Source organism: Novosphingobium sp. 11B, assembly GCF_054589055.1.
Window position 1 is genome coordinate 1 of sequence record NZ_BAAILP010000151.1, and the last position, 14,662, is coordinate 14,662.

The 14,662-nt window shown below is 67.1% G+C and carries 16 protein-coding genes; 8 read left to right on the forward strand and 8 right to left on the reverse strand.

Going from position 1 to position 14,662, the window contains the following annotated elements; genetic code table 11:
- Nucleotides 1-165: 165 nt before the first annotated feature.
- From dapF to ACYPYD_RS14190, 5 genes are all read left to right on the forward strand, one after another.
- Nucleotides 166-996 (forward strand): diaminopimelate epimerase, encoded by an 831-nt coding sequence (dapF, locus tag ACYPYD_RS14170; protein ID WP_008833276.1) that lies wholly within the window; start codon nt 166-168, stop codon nt 994-996.
- A complete protein-coding gene (locus ACYPYD_RS14175; RefSeq protein WP_211150229.1) occupies nt 993-2,171 on the forward strand; it encodes a MiaB/RimO family radical SAM methylthiotransferase in 1,179 nt (392 codons plus the stop codon). Before dapF ends, ACYPYD_RS14175 begins: the two co-directional genes overlap by 4 nt.
- Nucleotides 2,168-3,121 carry a signal recognition particle-docking protein FtsY gene (gene ftsY, locus ACYPYD_RS14180; protein ID WP_271181594.1) on the forward strand — a complete coding sequence of 318 codons (954 nt, stop codon included), beginning with the start codon at nt 2,168-2,170 and terminating at the stop codon, nt 3,119-3,121. The genes ACYPYD_RS14175 and ftsY overlap by 4 nt, the downstream gene beginning before the upstream one ends.
- Entirely contained in the window at nt 3,121-3,765 is a 645-nt protein-coding gene (locus ACYPYD_RS14185) for an inner membrane-spanning protein YciB (protein ID WP_211150231.1), read from the forward strand. Before ftsY ends, ACYPYD_RS14185 begins: the two co-directional genes overlap by 1 nt.
- Nucleotides 3,766-3,852: 87 nt before the next feature.
- A complete protein-coding gene (locus ACYPYD_RS14190; protein WP_459663764.1) occupies nt 3,853-4,533 on the forward strand; it encodes an alpha/beta family hydrolase in 681 nt (226 codons plus the stop codon).
- Nucleotides 4,534-4,717: 184 nt separating this feature from the next.
- Here ACYPYD_RS14190 and ACYPYD_RS14195 read toward each other — a convergent pair whose 3' ends face one another.
- The 8 genes from ACYPYD_RS14195 to ACYPYD_RS14230 all read right to left on the reverse strand — a co-directional run bounded on the left by ACYPYD_RS14195 (nt 4,718) and on the right by ACYPYD_RS14230 (nt 11,607).
- Nucleotides 4,718-5,302 (reverse strand): F0F1 ATP synthase subunit B family protein, encoded by a 585-nt coding sequence (locus ACYPYD_RS14195; RefSeq protein ID WP_008833281.1) that lies wholly within the window; start codon nt 5,300-5,302, stop codon nt 4,718-4,720.
- The gene (locus ACYPYD_RS14200) at nt 5,295-5,789 is read right to left on the reverse strand and encodes a F0F1 ATP synthase subunit B family protein (RefSeq protein WP_008833282.1); all 495 of its coding nucleotides are present in this window, start codon (nt 5,787-5,789) and stop codon (nt 5,295-5,297) included. Before ACYPYD_RS14200 ends, ACYPYD_RS14195 begins: the two co-directional genes overlap by 8 nt.
- Before the next feature lie 104 nt (nt 5,790-5,893).
- Nucleotides 5,894-6,118 carry a F0F1 ATP synthase subunit C gene (locus ACYPYD_RS14205; RefSeq protein WP_008833283.1) on the reverse strand — a complete coding sequence of 75 codons (225 nt, stop codon included), beginning with the start codon at nt 6,116-6,118 and terminating at the stop codon, nt 5,894-5,896.
- A gap of 48 nt (nt 6,119-6,166) precedes the next feature.
- A complete protein-coding gene (locus ACYPYD_RS14210; protein ID WP_008833284.1) occupies nt 6,167-6,949 on the reverse strand; it encodes a F0F1 ATP synthase subunit A in 783 nt (260 codons plus the stop codon).
- A gap of 54 nt (nt 6,950-7,003) precedes the next feature.
- The gene (locus ACYPYD_RS14215; RefSeq protein ID WP_008833285.1) at nt 7,004-7,324 is read right to left on the reverse strand and encodes an AtpZ/AtpI family protein; all 321 of its coding nucleotides are present in this window, start codon (nt 7,322-7,324) and stop codon (nt 7,004-7,006) included.
- A 349-nt stretch (nt 7,325-7,673) separates the two neighbouring features.
- Nucleotides 7,674-8,051, reverse strand: coding sequence for a YdbL family probable chaperone protein (locus ACYPYD_RS14220; protein WP_008833286.1), 378 nt, complete (start codon nt 8,049-8,051; stop codon nt 7,674-7,676).
- Nucleotides 8,051-8,293 carry a YnbE family lipoprotein gene (locus ACYPYD_RS14225; RefSeq protein ID WP_051211603.1) on the reverse strand — a complete coding sequence of 81 codons (243 nt, stop codon included), beginning with the start codon at nt 8,291-8,293 and terminating at the stop codon, nt 8,051-8,053. The genes ACYPYD_RS14220 and ACYPYD_RS14225 overlap by 1 nt, the downstream gene beginning before the upstream one ends.
- Nucleotides 8,294-8,340: 47 nt before the next feature.
- Nucleotides 8,341-11,607, reverse strand: a complete 3,267-nt coding sequence (locus ACYPYD_RS14230) for a YdbH domain-containing protein (protein ID WP_459663766.1) — start codon at nt 11,605-11,607, stop codon at nt 8,341-8,343.
- Between the two features lie 53 nt (nt 11,608-11,660).
- Between ACYPYD_RS14230 and radC the strand changes: the two genes are divergently transcribed.
- The 3 genes from radC to purB all read left to right on the forward strand — a co-directional run bounded on the left by radC (nt 11,661) and on the right by purB (nt 14,557).
- Nucleotides 11,661-12,398, forward strand: a complete 738-nt coding sequence (radC, locus tag ACYPYD_RS14235) for a RadC family protein (RefSeq protein WP_008833289.1) — start codon at nt 11,661-11,663, stop codon at nt 12,396-12,398.
- A gap of 4 nt (nt 12,399-12,402) precedes the next feature.
- On the forward strand, nt 12,403-13,152 hold the full coding sequence (locus ACYPYD_RS14240) for an NRDE family protein (protein WP_459663768.1): 750 nt from the start codon (nt 12,403-12,405) through the stop codon (nt 13,150-13,152).
- Between the two features lie 94 nt (nt 13,153-13,246).
- Nucleotides 13,247-14,557, forward strand: coding sequence for an adenylosuccinate lyase (gene purB / locus ACYPYD_RS14245; protein ID WP_211150238.1), 1,311 nt, complete (start codon nt 13,247-13,249; stop codon nt 14,555-14,557).
- The last annotated feature ends 105 nt before the right edge of the window (nt 14,558-14,662 follow it).

Here is a 14,662-nt window from a genome sequence, read left to right on the forward strand (position 1 = left end):
CCCGGACCTGATCCGGGACCGCTTGCCTTGAGCGACCTTGCTCTCGGCAAGGCGTCTCGCCGACCGCATCCGCCTAAAGACAGCCACCGGTCCCGGATCAAGTCCGGGACGACGAAAACGGCAGGGGAAATTGACCTTCCCCCCCGCACCACCTAAATCGCGCGCATGCGGATCGACTTCACCAAGATGCACGGCCTGGGCAATGACTTCATCGTGCTCGACGGCCGCGTGCACGCGCTGCCCCCGGTGGACGCCGCCTTCGCCTCGGCGCTGGCGGACCGCCACACCGGGATCGGCTGCGACCAGCTCATCGTCCTCGAACCCTCGATGGACGCCGATTTCCGCATGCGCATCTTCAACGCCGACGGCAGCGAGGTCGAGGCTTGCGGCAACGCCACGCGCGCGGTCGGCCTGCTGCACGGTGAACCCGCCCGGATCGAGACGCTCGGCGGGCTCGTCATCTCCACGCCCACCGATGGCGGCATCAGCGTCCAGATGGGCAAGCCGCGCTTCGACTGGAACGCGATCCCCCTCGCCTACGCCATGGACACCCACGCCATGCCCGTCGCGTGGGAGGAACTGGTGAACCCGATCGCGGTCAACGTCGGCAACCCGCACGTCATCTTTTTCGTCGCCGATCCCTACGCGATCGACATGGCCCGCATCGGCCCGATGATCGAGACCGACCCGCTGTTCCCCGAGCGCATCAACGTCAACGTAGCTGGCATCACCGCGCGAGACGCGATCACCCTGCGCGTGTGGGAGCGCGGCGCGGGCCTCACGCGCGCCTGCGGCACCGGCGCCTGCGCCACCGCGATCGGCGCGATGAAGCGCGGCCTCGTCGACCGCCGCGTCACCGTGACGCTGCCCGGCGGCCCGCTGGTGATCGAGTGGCGCGAGGACAACGAGATCGTCATGACCGGCCCCGCGACCGAAGCCTTCCGCGGCTCCTTCGACGCCGCCGATTTCGGAGCGCACATCAGGATCGCCATTTGACCGTCGAGGTCCATTCGCTCGGCTGCCGCCTGAACCTCGCCGAAAGCGAGTCCCTGCGCGGGATGCTGGGTGAGGCGGACGACCTCGTCGTCATCAACTCCTGCGCGGTCACGGCGGAAGCCGTGCGCCAGACCCGCCAGGCCATCCGTCGCGCCCGCAAGGCCCGTCCCGACGCGCGCCTCCTCGTCACCGGCTGCGCGGCCGAAGTCGAGCGCGAGGCGCTAGCGGCGATGCCCGAGGTGGACGGCCTCATCGCCAACACCGCCAAGCTCGACCCGCGCGCCTGGAACGTGCCGCTCGCCACGCGAGCGCCGGAAACCCGCGCCCACACCCGCGCCTTCGTGCAGGTACAGAACGGCTGCGACCACGCCTGCACCTTCTGCGTCATCCCGCAAGGCCGAGGCCCGAGCCGCTCGCGCACCGTCACGCAAGTGCTGGACGACGTGGCCCGCCACCTCGACGCAGGCGTACAGGAAGTGATCCTCACCGGCGTCGATCTCACCTCATGGGGCGACGACCTGCCCGGAGAGCCGCGCCTCGGTACGCTGGCAGAAGCGATCCTTACCCGCTTCCCCGACCTGCCGCGCCTGCGCCTCTCCTCGATCGACGGCGCCGAAGTGGACGACCTGCTGTTCGACCTCCTCGCCTCGGAGGCCCGGGTCATGCCGCATGTCCACCTTTCGCTGCAGCATGGCCACGACCTGATCCTCAAGCGCATGAAGCGCCGCCACTCTCGCGCCGACGCGGTGAACCTTGTCGCAGGCTTGCGCGCCCGCCGCCCGGAGATCGCCATCGGTGCCGACCTCATCGCCGGTTTCCCCACCGAGGACGACGAGGCGCACGCCGCCAACCTGTCGATCATCGAGGCGCTGGGCGTCGTCCACGGCCACGTCTTCCCCTACTCGCAGCGCCCCGGCACTCCCGCCGCGCGCATGCCGCAGGTGGAGCACGCGACGATCCGCGCCCGCGCCGCGCAGTTGCGCGCAAAGGTCGCGGAAACCCGCGCATCGTGGCTTGCCGCGCATCTGGGCTTGCCGCTATGGGTGCTCGCCGAAAGGGGCGGGAGCGGCCACGCGGCTGACTTCGCGCCCGTCCGGGTTCCCCCCGGCACGCCGCCCGGCGCGCTGGTGGAAGTGACCCCGACCCGAATTGTCGAAGGAATGCTGGAAGCATGAGTACCCCTGACCCCCAGCAGAACGAGGGGGCATCAAGCGACTGGTCCGACCGTCTCTTCGGAGGCTTTCGCCAGACCTCGCAGCGCCTCGCGGGCAACCTCGCGGGCCTTGGCGGCGGCACCCGCCTGACCCCGGCGCAACTCGATGCGCTGGAAGACGCGCTCATCATGTCCGACCTCGGCCCCCGTGCCGCCGCCCGCATCCGCGACCGGCTGGCCGAGGAACGCTTCGAGCGTGATGCCGACGAACGCGCCATCATGGAAGTCGTCGCGCGCGAGATCGCCGAGATCCTGCGCCCGGTCGCCAAGCCGCTCGACATCGTCGCCTTCCCGCGCCCGCAGGTGATCCTCGTGATCGGCGTCAACGGCTCGGGCAAGACCACCACGATCGCCAAGCTGGCGCACCTGTTCCAGGAGCAGGACTATTCGGTCATGCTGGCAGCCGGAGACACCTTCCGCGCCGCCGCGATCGGCCAGCTCAAGGTCTGGGCGGATCGCCTGTCGATCCCCATCGTCACCGGCCCCGAGGGCGGTGACCCCGCCTCGATCGTGTTCGACGGCCTCAAGGCCGCGACCGAACAGGGCATCGACGCGCTGATCGTCGATACCGCCGGGCGTCTCCAGAACAAGCGCGAGCTGATGGACGAACTGGCCAAGATCCGCCGCGTCCTCGGCCGCCTGAACCCCGCCGCGCCGCACGACGTCGTGCTGGTGCTGGATGCCACCAACGGCCAGAACGCGCTTTCGCAGATCGAGATCTTCAAGGAAGTGGCGGGCGTTTCCGGCCTCATCATGACCAAGCTCGACGGCACCGCGCGCGGCGGCGTCCTCGTCGCGGCGGCGGAGCAATACGGCCTGCCGATCCACGCCATCGGCGTCGGCGAGAAGATCGACGACTTGCGGCCCTTCAACCCCGACCTGCTCGCGCGGGTCATCGCGGGGATCGCGTGATGAGCGCCGCCGAAAAGAAGCCCAAATCCAGCTGGCTGAACCTCGTCGTCGATTTCGGGCCGCTGCTGGTGTTCTTCCTCGCCTACCGGCACTTCTCGCCCGAGGGCGACGGCAATTCGATCGCCACCGTCACCGCCGTCATCAAGGGCACGATCGCCTTCATGGTGGCGACCGTAGCGGCGCTGATCGTGTCGAAGTGGCGGCTCGGCCATGTCTCGCCGATGCTGTGGCTGACGACGGTGCTGATCCTCGGCTTCGGCGCGCTGACAGTGGTGTTCCGCAATGCGATCTTCATCCAGCTCAAGCCCACCGCCGTCTACCTGATGTTCTCGGCCGTGCTGTTCGTGGGCCTGTGGCGCGGCAAGGCGATGCTCAAGTACCTGCTGCAGGCTGCCTTCGAGGGGCTGGACGACGCCGGCTGGATGATCCTGTCGCGCAACTGGGCGTGGTTCTTCCTGGTGCTGGCGGTGCTGAACACGGTGCTGGTCTATACCGTCAGCTTCGACACGTGGCTGCAGGCCAAGCTCTGGGGCTTCACGGTGCTTTCGTTCCTGTTCACGTTCTCGCAGCTGCCGATGGTGCTGAAGCACGGCATGGGCGAAAGCGCGAAGGAAGAACTGGTCGAGAACCCGCCGCACGATTGAACTCGACCTACCGTCCGCGACATCAGGCCGTCCGCGCGCAGAGGGCGCATGCATCACATCACCCCGCCTGCCCGCACGATCATCGTCGTGGGCCGCACCGACAAGACCCGCGATTCGGGCGATATCCAACGCATCCTGCTGATGCTGGAAGCACAAGGGTTCAAGGTGCACTGGTTCGTATCCGACTATACCCGGTCTTACGAGGACATCGGTGCGCGCATCGTCGCCAGATGGCCCCGACTGTGCTGGCGGGACCGCGACACCGCGCCGCGCCGCATGCTACGCATGCTGCTGCGGCTCGTGCTGGTGGTGCTGGATCAGCACCGCTACGACCACCTCTACACATTCCTCCACGGCCGGTCTGCCAACGACGCGCGGCAATTGCGACGAATGCTGGATGCGATGGGTGATCATGCCGCCTGCATCGTGACACATTCTGCAGGCGGCATCTCGGCCACCAGTGTCGCCGATCATCGCGCAATCGCCCGCATCGTCTGCTTCGCGTACCCGTTCCGGCATCCGGAGCGCCAGCCACAAGCCTACCGGACGGCGCACCTGCCTGCCGTCACCAAGCCGCTGCTGATCGTCCAGGGCGATGCCGACGACTATGGCGCCGACCCGTCCGACTTCCGACGCCACCTGCCCCCGAGCGCGCGCGTGGTATCGCTCGCCTGCGGTCATGACTGCGACCGACTACGATCCTCCGAGTTCAGCCGCGCGTGGGCGGCGGTTTCCGGTTTCTTGGAGATGCAGTCCGAACAGACATGAGGGTGTTCCCGAAAACCTGCGTCTTTCCTACAAAGGTACGGCCACGATACTGTCGGCAGCCGCTCAGGCCATGAGCGGACCGCGAATGCACATAGTGACACCTTGTTGTAATGCAGGCGCGCACAAAAAAAGCCTCCGCCCAAGGACGGAGGCTTCTTGATCCCACCCGCAAAGGTGCGGAAAATCAGATCCCGGCGATCGCCTGGTCCACCAGCGCCTTGTCGGCGGCGGCGGAATGGTTCGCGGCGATCAGGCCCTTCGCGGCAGCGGCGGCGGCAGCGGCAGCCTGATTGCGCAGCTGGGTCACGGCAGCGAACTCGGCTGCGGTAATCTTGTCCTGCGCCATCTTCTCGCGGCGGGCGATGGTCTCGGTGGTGTCCGCCTCGGCCTTGGCGACGATCGCCTCGGCTTCGTGACGGGCATGGTCGAGCATCGCGGCGGCGTCCTTCTCGGCGTTCGCGATCTTGCTCGCGTATTCCGAACGAAGGACTTCCGCTTCGGCGCGCAGCGACTTGGCTTCGGCGAGTTGGGCCTTGATCTCGGCGATCTTGCCGTCGAGACCCTTGCCGATCATCTTCGGCACGCCTTTCCAGGCCAGGATCGCGAGCAGCACGATCATCGAGCTGCTGACGACCGCGACCGGCGGCGCGAAGCCGAGGAACAGCGGTTCGGCGTGATGCTCGGTCGAAGCGTGCGTACCTTCGGCACCCGTCACTTCGGCGGCTTCATGGTCGAGGCCGTGCTCGACGGCGGCGTTGGCGTCAGCCATGGACCAGGTTCTCCTTCACGGCGCCGCGCACGACGTCGTCGCCCAGCGACAGGCCGGCGATGCGGCTGACGATGTCGCGGGTCGCCTCGGCGGCCACGGTCTCGATATCGTCGGCAGCGGCACGGCGCGCCTCGGCGATGCGGGTTTCCGCACCGGCTAGGGTGGCGTCGATCGATGCCTGGGCAACGGCGAGGCGCTGCTCGGCAGCGGCTGCGGCCTTGGCGCGGGCGTCGGCGATGGTGCCCTGCGCCGAAGCGCGGTTGGCGTTCTCGCGGGTGCGCCAGGAGGCCTCTTCGGCATCGGCCTGGGCACGAGCGGCTTCGGCTGCCTTGAGGTCGGCGGCGATCTGGTTGTCACGGCTGGCGACGGTGTCCATCACCTTCGGCACCATGCCCCGTCCAACGACGAAGAAGGTGATACCGAAGAAGATCAACAGCCAGAAGATCTGGCTGGAGTAGAACTCGCCTAGCTGAGCGATCTGAGGCATGGGTTCAGCCCTGTCTCGAAGGAAGCCGGAAAAAATCTTGCCGGAAATCCCGGCCGCCTCACCAAAGGGTCAGGGCGGCCGGAAATCCGGTCAAACGCGAGCGATCAGGCGAAGATCAGCAGCGCGGCAATGACGAACGAAAGCAGGCCGAGAAGCTCTGCACCGGCGAAGCCGATGAACAGGCGACCCTGCTGGGCGTCAGCGGCGCCCGGGTTGCGCAGCGCGCCTTCGAGGAACTTGGCGAAAACGTTGCCCACGCCGATCGAGGCGAGGCCGGCGCCGATTGCAGCGAAACCGGCTCCGAGCAGCTTTGCAGCTTCTGCGTCCATATCAAAAACTCCCTTTGGTGTGCCCGCAAGTGAGGCGAAAAAAGATGATCAGTGAAGGTTCTCGGCGTCGTTGAGATAGACGCAGGTGAGAAGAGCGAAGACGTAAGCCTGGATGCCGGCGACCAGCAGTTCCAGCGCGCAGATGCCGACCATCAGCACGAAGCTGGGAATGCCGGCGATCGCGAACATGATCGGGCCGTTGTTGCCGCCCGAGATCACGAAGCTGGAGAGCACTTCGAGCAGCACGTGTCCGGCCATCATCGCGACGAACAGTCGCAGGCCGAGGCTGAACGGGCGCACCAGGAACGAGATCAGCTCGACCACGAAGATGATCGGGATCATCAGCGCCGGCGTACCGTGCGGCACGAAAAGCGAGAAGAAGTGCAGCTTGTGCTTGGCGAAGCCGACGATCAGCACGATCGAGAACGACAGCACCGCAAGAACGCCCGTGGCCGAGAAGTGGCTGGTGAAGGTGAAGGCGTGAACGCCCAGCACGCCCAGCGGCATCAGGCCGAGGAAGTTCGCGAAAAGGATGAACATGAACAGCGAGAAGATGTACGGAACGTACTTCTTACCGTTCTTGCCGACGTTCGCGGCGAGCATGCCGTCGATGAAACCGGTGAAGGTTTCCACCGCCATCTGCCAGCGACCGGGCACCAGTTGACGCTTCATGCCGCCCGCAACGAACACGATCAGCGCGAGGGTGGCGATGGCCATCCACAGCGCACTGTTGGTGAAGGCGATATTGTAACCGGCAATGTTCCAGTCCGCGCCCGCCAGCTTTTCAAGCTGGAACTGGTGCATCGGATCGAGCTTCGCTTCGGCTGCCACGCGATTACCCCTGTCGCCTATTGAACTACAGCGCCCCACTCCCCAATTCGCGGGTCAGTCAGGACGCTGGTTCGTAATCCTTAGTATGTTCCTGAAGGCAATACCAATTCCCACGAACAGCATCACCATCAGACTCAAGGCCATATATCCGCTGAAATGGCCGATGAGCCATCCCAGGAACAGACCGCCCGCGACACCTCCCAGCAATTCCGAAAGCACCCGGTTGCCCATGCGATAGCTCGCATCGGTTTCCGCGCCGGCCTTCGGTCGGTTGCGTTCCTCTTCCCGCTCGCGAAGGGCCTTCAGCCTTTCGTCGAGCGAATCGATGCGCGCATCCTCGCCAACAGGGTCTCGTGCAGGTTGCTCGTCGGTCATGTCACGTCCTCCTCACGATGACAGGAACGTTAGACACAAACGACGGCTGCCCGCCAAGAGCACCGGCCCCTTAGGGTGGGGCTTATCCCGAGTCAACCGGGGCGGCGGCTCCTCAGCGCCTGTTGTTGACAGGACACGGGGCGAAGATGCGACACGGATGAAGTAGAACTGCGGCGATCCACCCAATACCGCAATGGCGATGCAGCCGGAATGGACGCGAAAAAGGCCGGAAAAGCGTGCCCGCCTCCGGCCTTTTCTTGATTCGTCAGTGCGGTGACGAAAGTGTTGAACGCCTGTGACCTAGTACTTTTGGCCGCGCCCCGTTTTCACCGCCTCACGGATATCAATGTCACGGGCAGCGCGGGTCCAATTCCGGCGCACCGGCGCCGCGCGTCTTCCACGAACCGTCGAGGCCCTGGTACTTCTCGCCGGGCTTGGTGTCGCGGATCAGCTTGCAGCCGGTGGTGAAGGCGTATTCCTCGATGGTGCTCTTGCCCTGGGCGGCGGTGGTGTAGACCGAGCGGCGCTTGTTGTTGATGTCGCGGACCATGGCGGAGATGTCCCCGCCGCCGCTGATCACGCCGAGATAGCCGTCGCGCTGCTCGCCGACCTGCCCGGCCGCGCGCGCAGCGACGTATTCCGGCGAGCGCTGCGCATAAGCCGTGGACGCACCGGCGACGGCGAGAACCGTTACAGCTGCGGCGGCAATGAAACGAATGCTCGTCATCAGAAAATGCCCTTGTTCTCGTCCACCGTCTTGGCCGCGTCGGCGGCTAGGCGGTAGACGACTTCCTGCCGGATGTTGATGTTGAGTTCGATCACGATCGGCTTGTCGGGGGCTGCAACCTGAATGCAGCCTCCGAGACCGAAAGCGACCGCCATCACCGTCGCGGCCATCATTGCGGCGCGAACGGCGCGCCTGCCGGACCGTGTGCCCACCTGCTGCTCTGTCGAATACCCGTCGATCATCACCGGGCTTGTCGCAGCCGGAGGGCTTCCGGTCAATTCCGAGGGCATCATGGCTTTTTCTCGCTGACTGGAGGCTGAATAGCGCCGGATGGAGCCGAAGTCGGTTTGGGGGGCGCCAGATTGAGCGTCGCATCGGGCGCGGTGGTCGAGCGCGTCCCGTCCGTATTGAGCAGGCCGAGCACCCTCGGGTCCGTCACGTACGTCGGATCGTAGAGCGAACGCATCGAGCCGAACAGGCTGAAGAACGGCGCCTTGATGTTGACGATGAAGCGGAGCGGCAGCTTCGCGATCTGCTTGGTGATGAAGTTCTTGCTGGCGCCCTGCCCCTGGCTGAGCCCGTCGAAGCTGATCTTCGTGACGATATCGCCCGAGAGCGAACCGCCCAGCCCGATCTCCATCTTCTTGTAGTTCACCGACTTCAGCGCGTCGAAGGCGTAATTGCCCATCGCCGACAGGTCCTTGTACGTCAGCGCGCCGACGTAGGAAACGTTGCCGCCGGGATCGCGCGAGCGCAGGAAGCCGTTTTCGATCCGGCCGCCGTTTTCGTCGAAGATGAGCGGAAGCTCGCCGTCGAATATGCCGCTGGCGTTGATGTTGGTGAGTTCGAGATGCTGCACGAAGTCCGCCGCGTCGAGGCCCGTGACGCGCAGCGTGTAGTAGCGCGTCTCCGCCGCCCCGATCTGCATCTTCGCCGGATCGAGCGTCAGCGTACCGTCCATGAACGGCCACTTTCCGCCGTGGACGATGAGGTTGTAGCCGGGGCGTATCTCGTAGGAGAGCGTGCCGTCGGTCACCTCGATGCCCGGGTTCATGGAAGCGATGCGTACGTTCTGATTGGGCGCGGTAACCATGCCGAGCAGGTCGGTGAACACCACCTCGCCCGACAGCCCCCGTAGCGGACCGAAAGCGGCTGCGAAGTCGACGCCGTCGGTGGAGAAGCGGCCACGGCTGGTCACGCTCTTCGGGTTCCAGTCGATCCGCCCGGTGCCGCGCACGACGCCCTTGAGGTCGGACACCACGCCCAGCACCAGCCGCGAGAGCGCGTCGGGCTGCAGCTTGTCGTCGAAGACAATCCCCTCGACGGCGAGATTCGCATGACCGTCGGCCCTCGACAGATCGTGGACGATGTCGGCGCGGACGACCGCCCGGTCGCTGCCCGGCTCGCGGAGCAGGGCTTGCGCGGTGATGCGGTTGTCGGCCAGTTGCAGCGTCGCGTCGCGCGCCACCATCGGCTGGAAGCGTGCCACCTGTTGGCGGTCCACCAGCGTGAACTGCGCGCCCTCGATCGAGGCCACACCGCCGGCATAGCGCCAGCGACCCGCAGCCTGCCGCATGTCCAGCGGTACGGCGGCAAGGCTGATGTCGGCCTGATCGAAGGTGCCCGCGATGTCCTTGCCGATCTGCCCGTCGAGATGGCTGACGAGGAAGTGCGATGCGGTGTCCGCCGGGCCAAGCGCCACGTTGATGGCGCTGGCCTTGATGACACCGGGCCTGCCCCCGCCCATCGCGAAGCCGAGCGGCCCGCTGGCGATGCGGATCGGCGTCTCGCCAAGGTGCCCGGAGAGGTCGAGCGCGGTCATGCCTGCCGCGAGCAGCAGGTTGTCGGGGCGCCCTTCCACGATCGCGCCGCCGCGCGCCGGGCACAGGGTCAGCTTGCGCTTGTCGATGGTCAGGTTGGAGAAGCTCAGGGCATCGAAGGCGACGTCGGTGCAGCGGCGCCACACGGCGAGCCTGCCGTCCGCGCCCCATCGGCCATCAACCGGAAGCTGCAGGTTGCGCGTGTTGCCGCCCGGAAGATCGCCGCTGAGAGTGACCTGCCCGTTGAACGAGAGCGCGCCGTCGGGCGCCTGCTCGAGCGCCAGCCTCGGCACGCCGACCATCGCCGATCCGGCGCGGTAGTCGGTCATCGTCGCGCGCATGGTAAGGTGGTCGTCGTCACCGGTCTCCATCCGCCCCCACGCCTGCGGAAGTCCGCGCCCGCCGGTCGTGAAGTTGCCGTTCACCCGCGGCACGCCGCCCTTGCGGCCGAACATCGCCTGCACGCGCGAAAGCGAAAGCACCGATTCTCCGCTGCCGCCCTTGAGGGACCCGCGCGTGACGACGACGCTCAGGCCCTCGCGCGAATTGCGCACGAGGAGCCCCGCGTTGATCGTACTGCCACGCATCTCGCGGCCGAGCGCCTGGCGCACTTGCGCCGTGATCGGCGCGCCGAGGGTTCCGGCGGCCGCCTGCTGCGCTGAGAGCAGTGCGCGGTCAACGGTATTGCCAAGCGCCAGTTCCCTGCCGGTGAGGTCCGCGTCCACATCGAACCGCGCGATGCCGCCGGTGGAGCGCGCGCGCCCTTCGAGGGTGACTTCGCGCATCCGCGCCTGCGGCGTGTCGAGTCCGCGCCCGGTAACCCGGTACGTCGCGCTCAAGGCGTTGCCGCGATAGGTGAACCGCCCCGAGCCGCTCGCTCCAGCCAGCTTTTGAACCCCGAAGCGCGCGGCTCCGGCGGAAAGGCCGAGCTTGCCCGAAGCCCCGTCGAGCGCTTCGTCGAGCGTCACGTCCAGTTGCACACCGGCCTTGGCCAGTCGCAGATCCTGCGATGGGCACGACAGGCTGTCCAGCCGCACCGGCCCCTCGAATCGCGGCTTCGCGGCCGAAGTCGTCAACTTGCCGTAAATCGTCGCGCGCCCGGTCGAGCAGCCGCCGCCGGTGAGCGCGGGCGACAAGGCCGCCAGTTCGCCGGAGAACCCGCCGCGCAATTCGCCTTCACCCGCCAGCTTGACGCCGATGCGGCCGTGGTCGCTGTCGATCAGGGCGCGCCCGTCGACAACCGCAAGGTCGAGGTCGGGCATCTCGAACGGCCCGCCCTTGCCGCTGAACAGCGCCTTGTCGAGACTGCCGAAGCTGGCCTTGCCGCCGCGCCACGAACCGTAGAGGCGCGGCTTCACCACGGTGATCCGGCCGATACCGGGAAGTCCCCAGGAAAGGCGCGTCGCCACCCGCAGTTCCTGCACCGTCAGGTCCGGCCGCGCCGGATCGCCGATGACGAGGTTCCGAATCACCTGCTCCGAGGGTCCGATCCGCACGATCTCGTAGCGGGCATCGAGGCCCAGCGAATCGAGTTCGCGCTCGATGAGGTTCGCCGCGATCTCCTCGCGCGATAGCCAGGCAGCACCCAGCGCCGCCGCCAGCAGGCCGCCCACCACAAGCACGGGAGCGCCCCAGCGCCTGCGCCAACTGTGGCCGCTCCGAAAGCGCCCACGCGAAGAAAGGCCCCCGGTAGCGGCCTCGTCGGTGTCCGGGGTCTGGTCGATCTCTTGCGACATCCGATCGTTCACTTGCGCCGGGCGGACGGGAAAGGCAATTGTTTGTACGCAGCATGGACGGACAACCTCCCCTCTTCGATGAACGCCCCCTCCCCCTCAGGGAGGCGCGCGGCGATTTTGCCAATGATTCGAGCGGCCACCGCGCACGGTTGCGCAAGCGGTTGCTCGATGGCGGGGCGGAGGCTCTGGCGGATCATGAGGTCATTGAACTCCTGCTGATGCAGGCCGTTCCGCGCCGCGACATGAAGCCGCTCGCGCGCAGCCTGATCCATCGCTTCGGCTCGCTCGCAGGGGTGCTGCAGGCCGAGCCGCGCGCCCTCGCCGCCCACCCCGGCATGGGCGAGGCCACCGCCGCGGCGCTGCGCGTGGTCACCGTCGCCGCCACCCGCATGGCCCGCCAGAAAGTGCGCGAGGCACCGGTGCTGTCCTCGTGGCACGCGCTCATCGACTACCTGACGATCGACATGGCGCACCTGACGGTCGAGCGCGTCCGCGTCCTCTACCTCAATGCCCGCAACATGCTGATCCTCGACGACCTCGTCGGCGAAGGCTCGATCGACGAGGCCGCGATCCACCCGCGCGAGGTGATCCGCCGCGCGCTCGACCTTGGCGCCACGGCGCTGATCCTCGTCCACAATCACCCTTCGGGCTCGCCGCAGCCGAGCCGGGCGGACATCGACATCACCAACCGCATCGCCGAGGCCGGTCGCCTGCTCGGCGTCTCCGTCCACGACCACGTGGTGATCGGACGCGAGGGCCACATGTCACTGCGTGCCAAGGGACTGATCTGAGACCATGTGCGTCGCCGCCGTCGCCTGGGATGCCCATCCCGACTGGCTCCTCGTCGTCGCGGGCAACCGCGACGAGTTCCATGCCCGTCCCGCCGCGCCGCTCGCGCACAGGCCGGACGGCATCATCGCCGGGACCGACCTCACCGGCGGCGGCACCTGGCTCGGCGTCACCGAAGGAGGCCGCTTCGCGCTCGTCACGAACTATCGCGTGCCGGAAGGCTCGCAGCCCGGCCGTCCCTCGCGCGGGAAGCTGGTGACGGATCTGCTGGAGGGCGTGCCCCCGGACACGCTGACCGACGCGATGGCGCAGATGAATCCGTTCAACCTGATCCTGGCCGATGCGGGCGAGGCCTCGTTCCTCACCAATCACCCGCAGGTCGAGGCGCGGCCGCTGTCTCCGGGTATCCATGGGCTGTCGAACGGCGGTTTCGACGTGCCCTGGCCCAAGACGCTGCAGGTGGGGGAAGCGATCGAACGGTGGCTGGAAAATGGATCGTCCGATCCCGCGCCGCTCCTCGACGGGCTGCGCGACGAGACACCCGCACCGGCGCCCGCAAGCCCCGAACTCGGCCCCGAACCGCGCTTCGCGCCGGTGTTCATCCGCGATGCGACTTACGGTACGCGGTGCAGCACGGTGATCATGATCGACCGCGCAGGCCGGGGCGCGATCGCCGAGCGCAGCTTCGATGCCGACGGTGCCCGCACCGGCGACGTCCGGATCGACTTCGCCTGGCCCGGCATCGGAAGCCGGTAGATCGCCGCGCAAGCGCCTTGCCTTTCGCGCCCGCGCCGCCTAGCGGCACCGGCACGAATTGGCCGCTACCCGCGTCAGCTGCAAGGAGTCGAACATGGTCCCCCGCTACGCCCGCCCCGCGATGACCGCGATCTGGGAACCCGAAGCCCGCTACCGCATCTGGTTCGAGATCGAGGCCCATGCTGCCGTCAAGATGGGCGAGATGGGCACCGTCCCCGCCTCCGCCGGCAAGGCGCTGTGGGACTGGTGGGCGACCAGCCCGAAGATCGACGTCGCCGCGATCGACGCGATCGAAGCCGTGACCAAGCACGACGTCATCGCCTTCCTCGACTGGGTCGCGCAGCAGGTCGGCCCCGAGGCGCGCTTCATGCACCAGGGCATGACCAGCTCCGACGTGCTCGACACCACGCTGAACGTGCAGCTGGTCAAGGCCGCCGACATCCTGCTCGCCGACCTCGACGCCCTGCTCGCCGCGATCAAGCGCCGCGCCGAGGAGCACAAGTACACCCCCACCATCGGCCGCAGCCACGGCATCCACGCCGAGCCCGTCACCTTCGGCCTCAAGCTCGCCGAAGCCTATGCCGAGTTCGCCCGGTGCCGCACGCGCCTCGTCTTCGCGCGTGAGGAAATCGCGACCTGCGCGATCTCGGGCGCGGTCGGCACTTTCGCCAATACCGACCCGGCAGTGGAACAGTACGTCGCCGACCAGCTGGGCCTCGGGATCGAACCGGTCTCCACGCAGGTCATCCCGCGCGACCGTCACGCGATGTTCTTCGCCGTGCTGGGCGTCATCGCCAGCTCGATCGAGCGCCTTGCCGTCGAGGTCCGCCACCTGCAGCGCACCGAAGTCCTGGAGGCCGAGGAATACTTCTCGCCCGGCCAGAAGGGCTCGTCGGCGATGCCGCACAAGCGCAACCCGGTCCTCACCGAGAACCTCACCGGCCTCGCACGCGTGGTGCGTTCGGCCGTCGTCCCCGCCATGGAGAACGTGGCGCTGTGGCACGAGCGCGACATCTCGCACTCCTCGGTCGAGCGCTTCATCGGCCCCGACGCGACGATCACCCTCGACTTCGCGCTGGCGCGCCTGACCGGCGTGATCGACAAGCTGCTGATCTATCCTGCGCGCATGCAGAAGAACCTCGACCGCATGGGCGGCCTGGTCCACTCGCAGCGCGTGCTGCTGGCGCTGACGCAGGCGGGCCTGACCCGCGACGAGAGCTACCGCCTCGTCCAGCGCAACGCGATGAAGGTGTGGGAATCGGACGGCCAGCTCTCGCTGCTCGAACTGCTCAAGGCTGACCCCGAAGTCGCTGCCGCCCTTCCAGCCGAAGTGATCGAGGACAAGTTCAACCTCGACTACCACTTCAAGCACGTCGACACGATCTTCGCCCGCGTGTTCGGCTGAGCCGATCGTCGTCCCGGACTTGATCCGGGACCGCTGGCTGTCTTTAGATGCGCGCTGTCGATAAGGCGCCTGGCCGAGAGCAATGTTGTTCTCGGCCAGCGGTCC

Coding starts and splice junctions, on each gene's coding strand:
- dapF (WP_008833276.1), top strand. CDS start 166: ATGCGGATCGACTTCACCAAGATGCACGGCCTGGGCAATGACTTCATC.
- ftsY (WP_271181594.1), top strand. CDS start 2,168: ATGAGTACCCCTGACCCCCAGCAGAACGAGGGGGCATCAAGCGACTGG.
- ACYPYD_RS14185 (WP_211150231.1), top strand. CDS start 3,121: ATGAGCGCCGCCGAAAAGAAGCCCAAATCCAGCTGGCTGAACCTCGTC.
- ACYPYD_RS14195 (WP_008833281.1), bottom strand. CDS start 5,302: ATGGCTGACGCCAACGCCGCCGTCGAGCACGGCCTCGACCATGAAGCC.
- ACYPYD_RS14200 (WP_008833282.1), bottom strand. CDS start 5,789: ATGCCTCAGATCGCTCAGCTAGGCGAGTTCTACTCCAGCCAGATCTTC.
- ACYPYD_RS14205 (WP_008833283.1), bottom strand. CDS start 6,118: ATGGACGCAGAAGCTGCAAAGCTGCTCGGAGCCGGTTTCGCTGCAATC.
- ACYPYD_RS14215 (WP_008833285.1), bottom strand. CDS start 7,324: ATGACCGACGAGCAACCTGCACGAGACCCTGTTGGCGAGGATGCGCGC.
- ACYPYD_RS14220 (WP_008833286.1), bottom strand. CDS start 8,051: ATGACGAGCATTCGTTTCATTGCCGCCGCAGCTGTAACGGTTCTCGCC.
- ACYPYD_RS14225 (WP_051211603.1), bottom strand. CDS start 8,293: ATGATCGACGGGTATTCGACAGAGCAGCAGGTGGGCACACGGTCCGGC.
- ACYPYD_RS14230 (WP_459663766.1), bottom strand. CDS start 11,607: ATGTCGCAAGAGATCGACCAGACCCCGGACACCGACGAGGCCGCTACC.
- radC (WP_008833289.1), top strand. CDS start 11,661: ATGGACGGACAACCTCCCCTCTTCGATGAACGCCCCCTCCCCCTCAGG.
- ACYPYD_RS14240 (WP_459663768.1), top strand. CDS start 12,403: ATGTGCGTCGCCGCCGTCGCCTGGGATGCCCATCCCGACTGGCTCCTC.
- purB (WP_211150238.1), top strand. CDS start 13,247: ATGGTCCCCCGCTACGCCCGCCCCGCGATGACCGCGATCTGGGAACCC.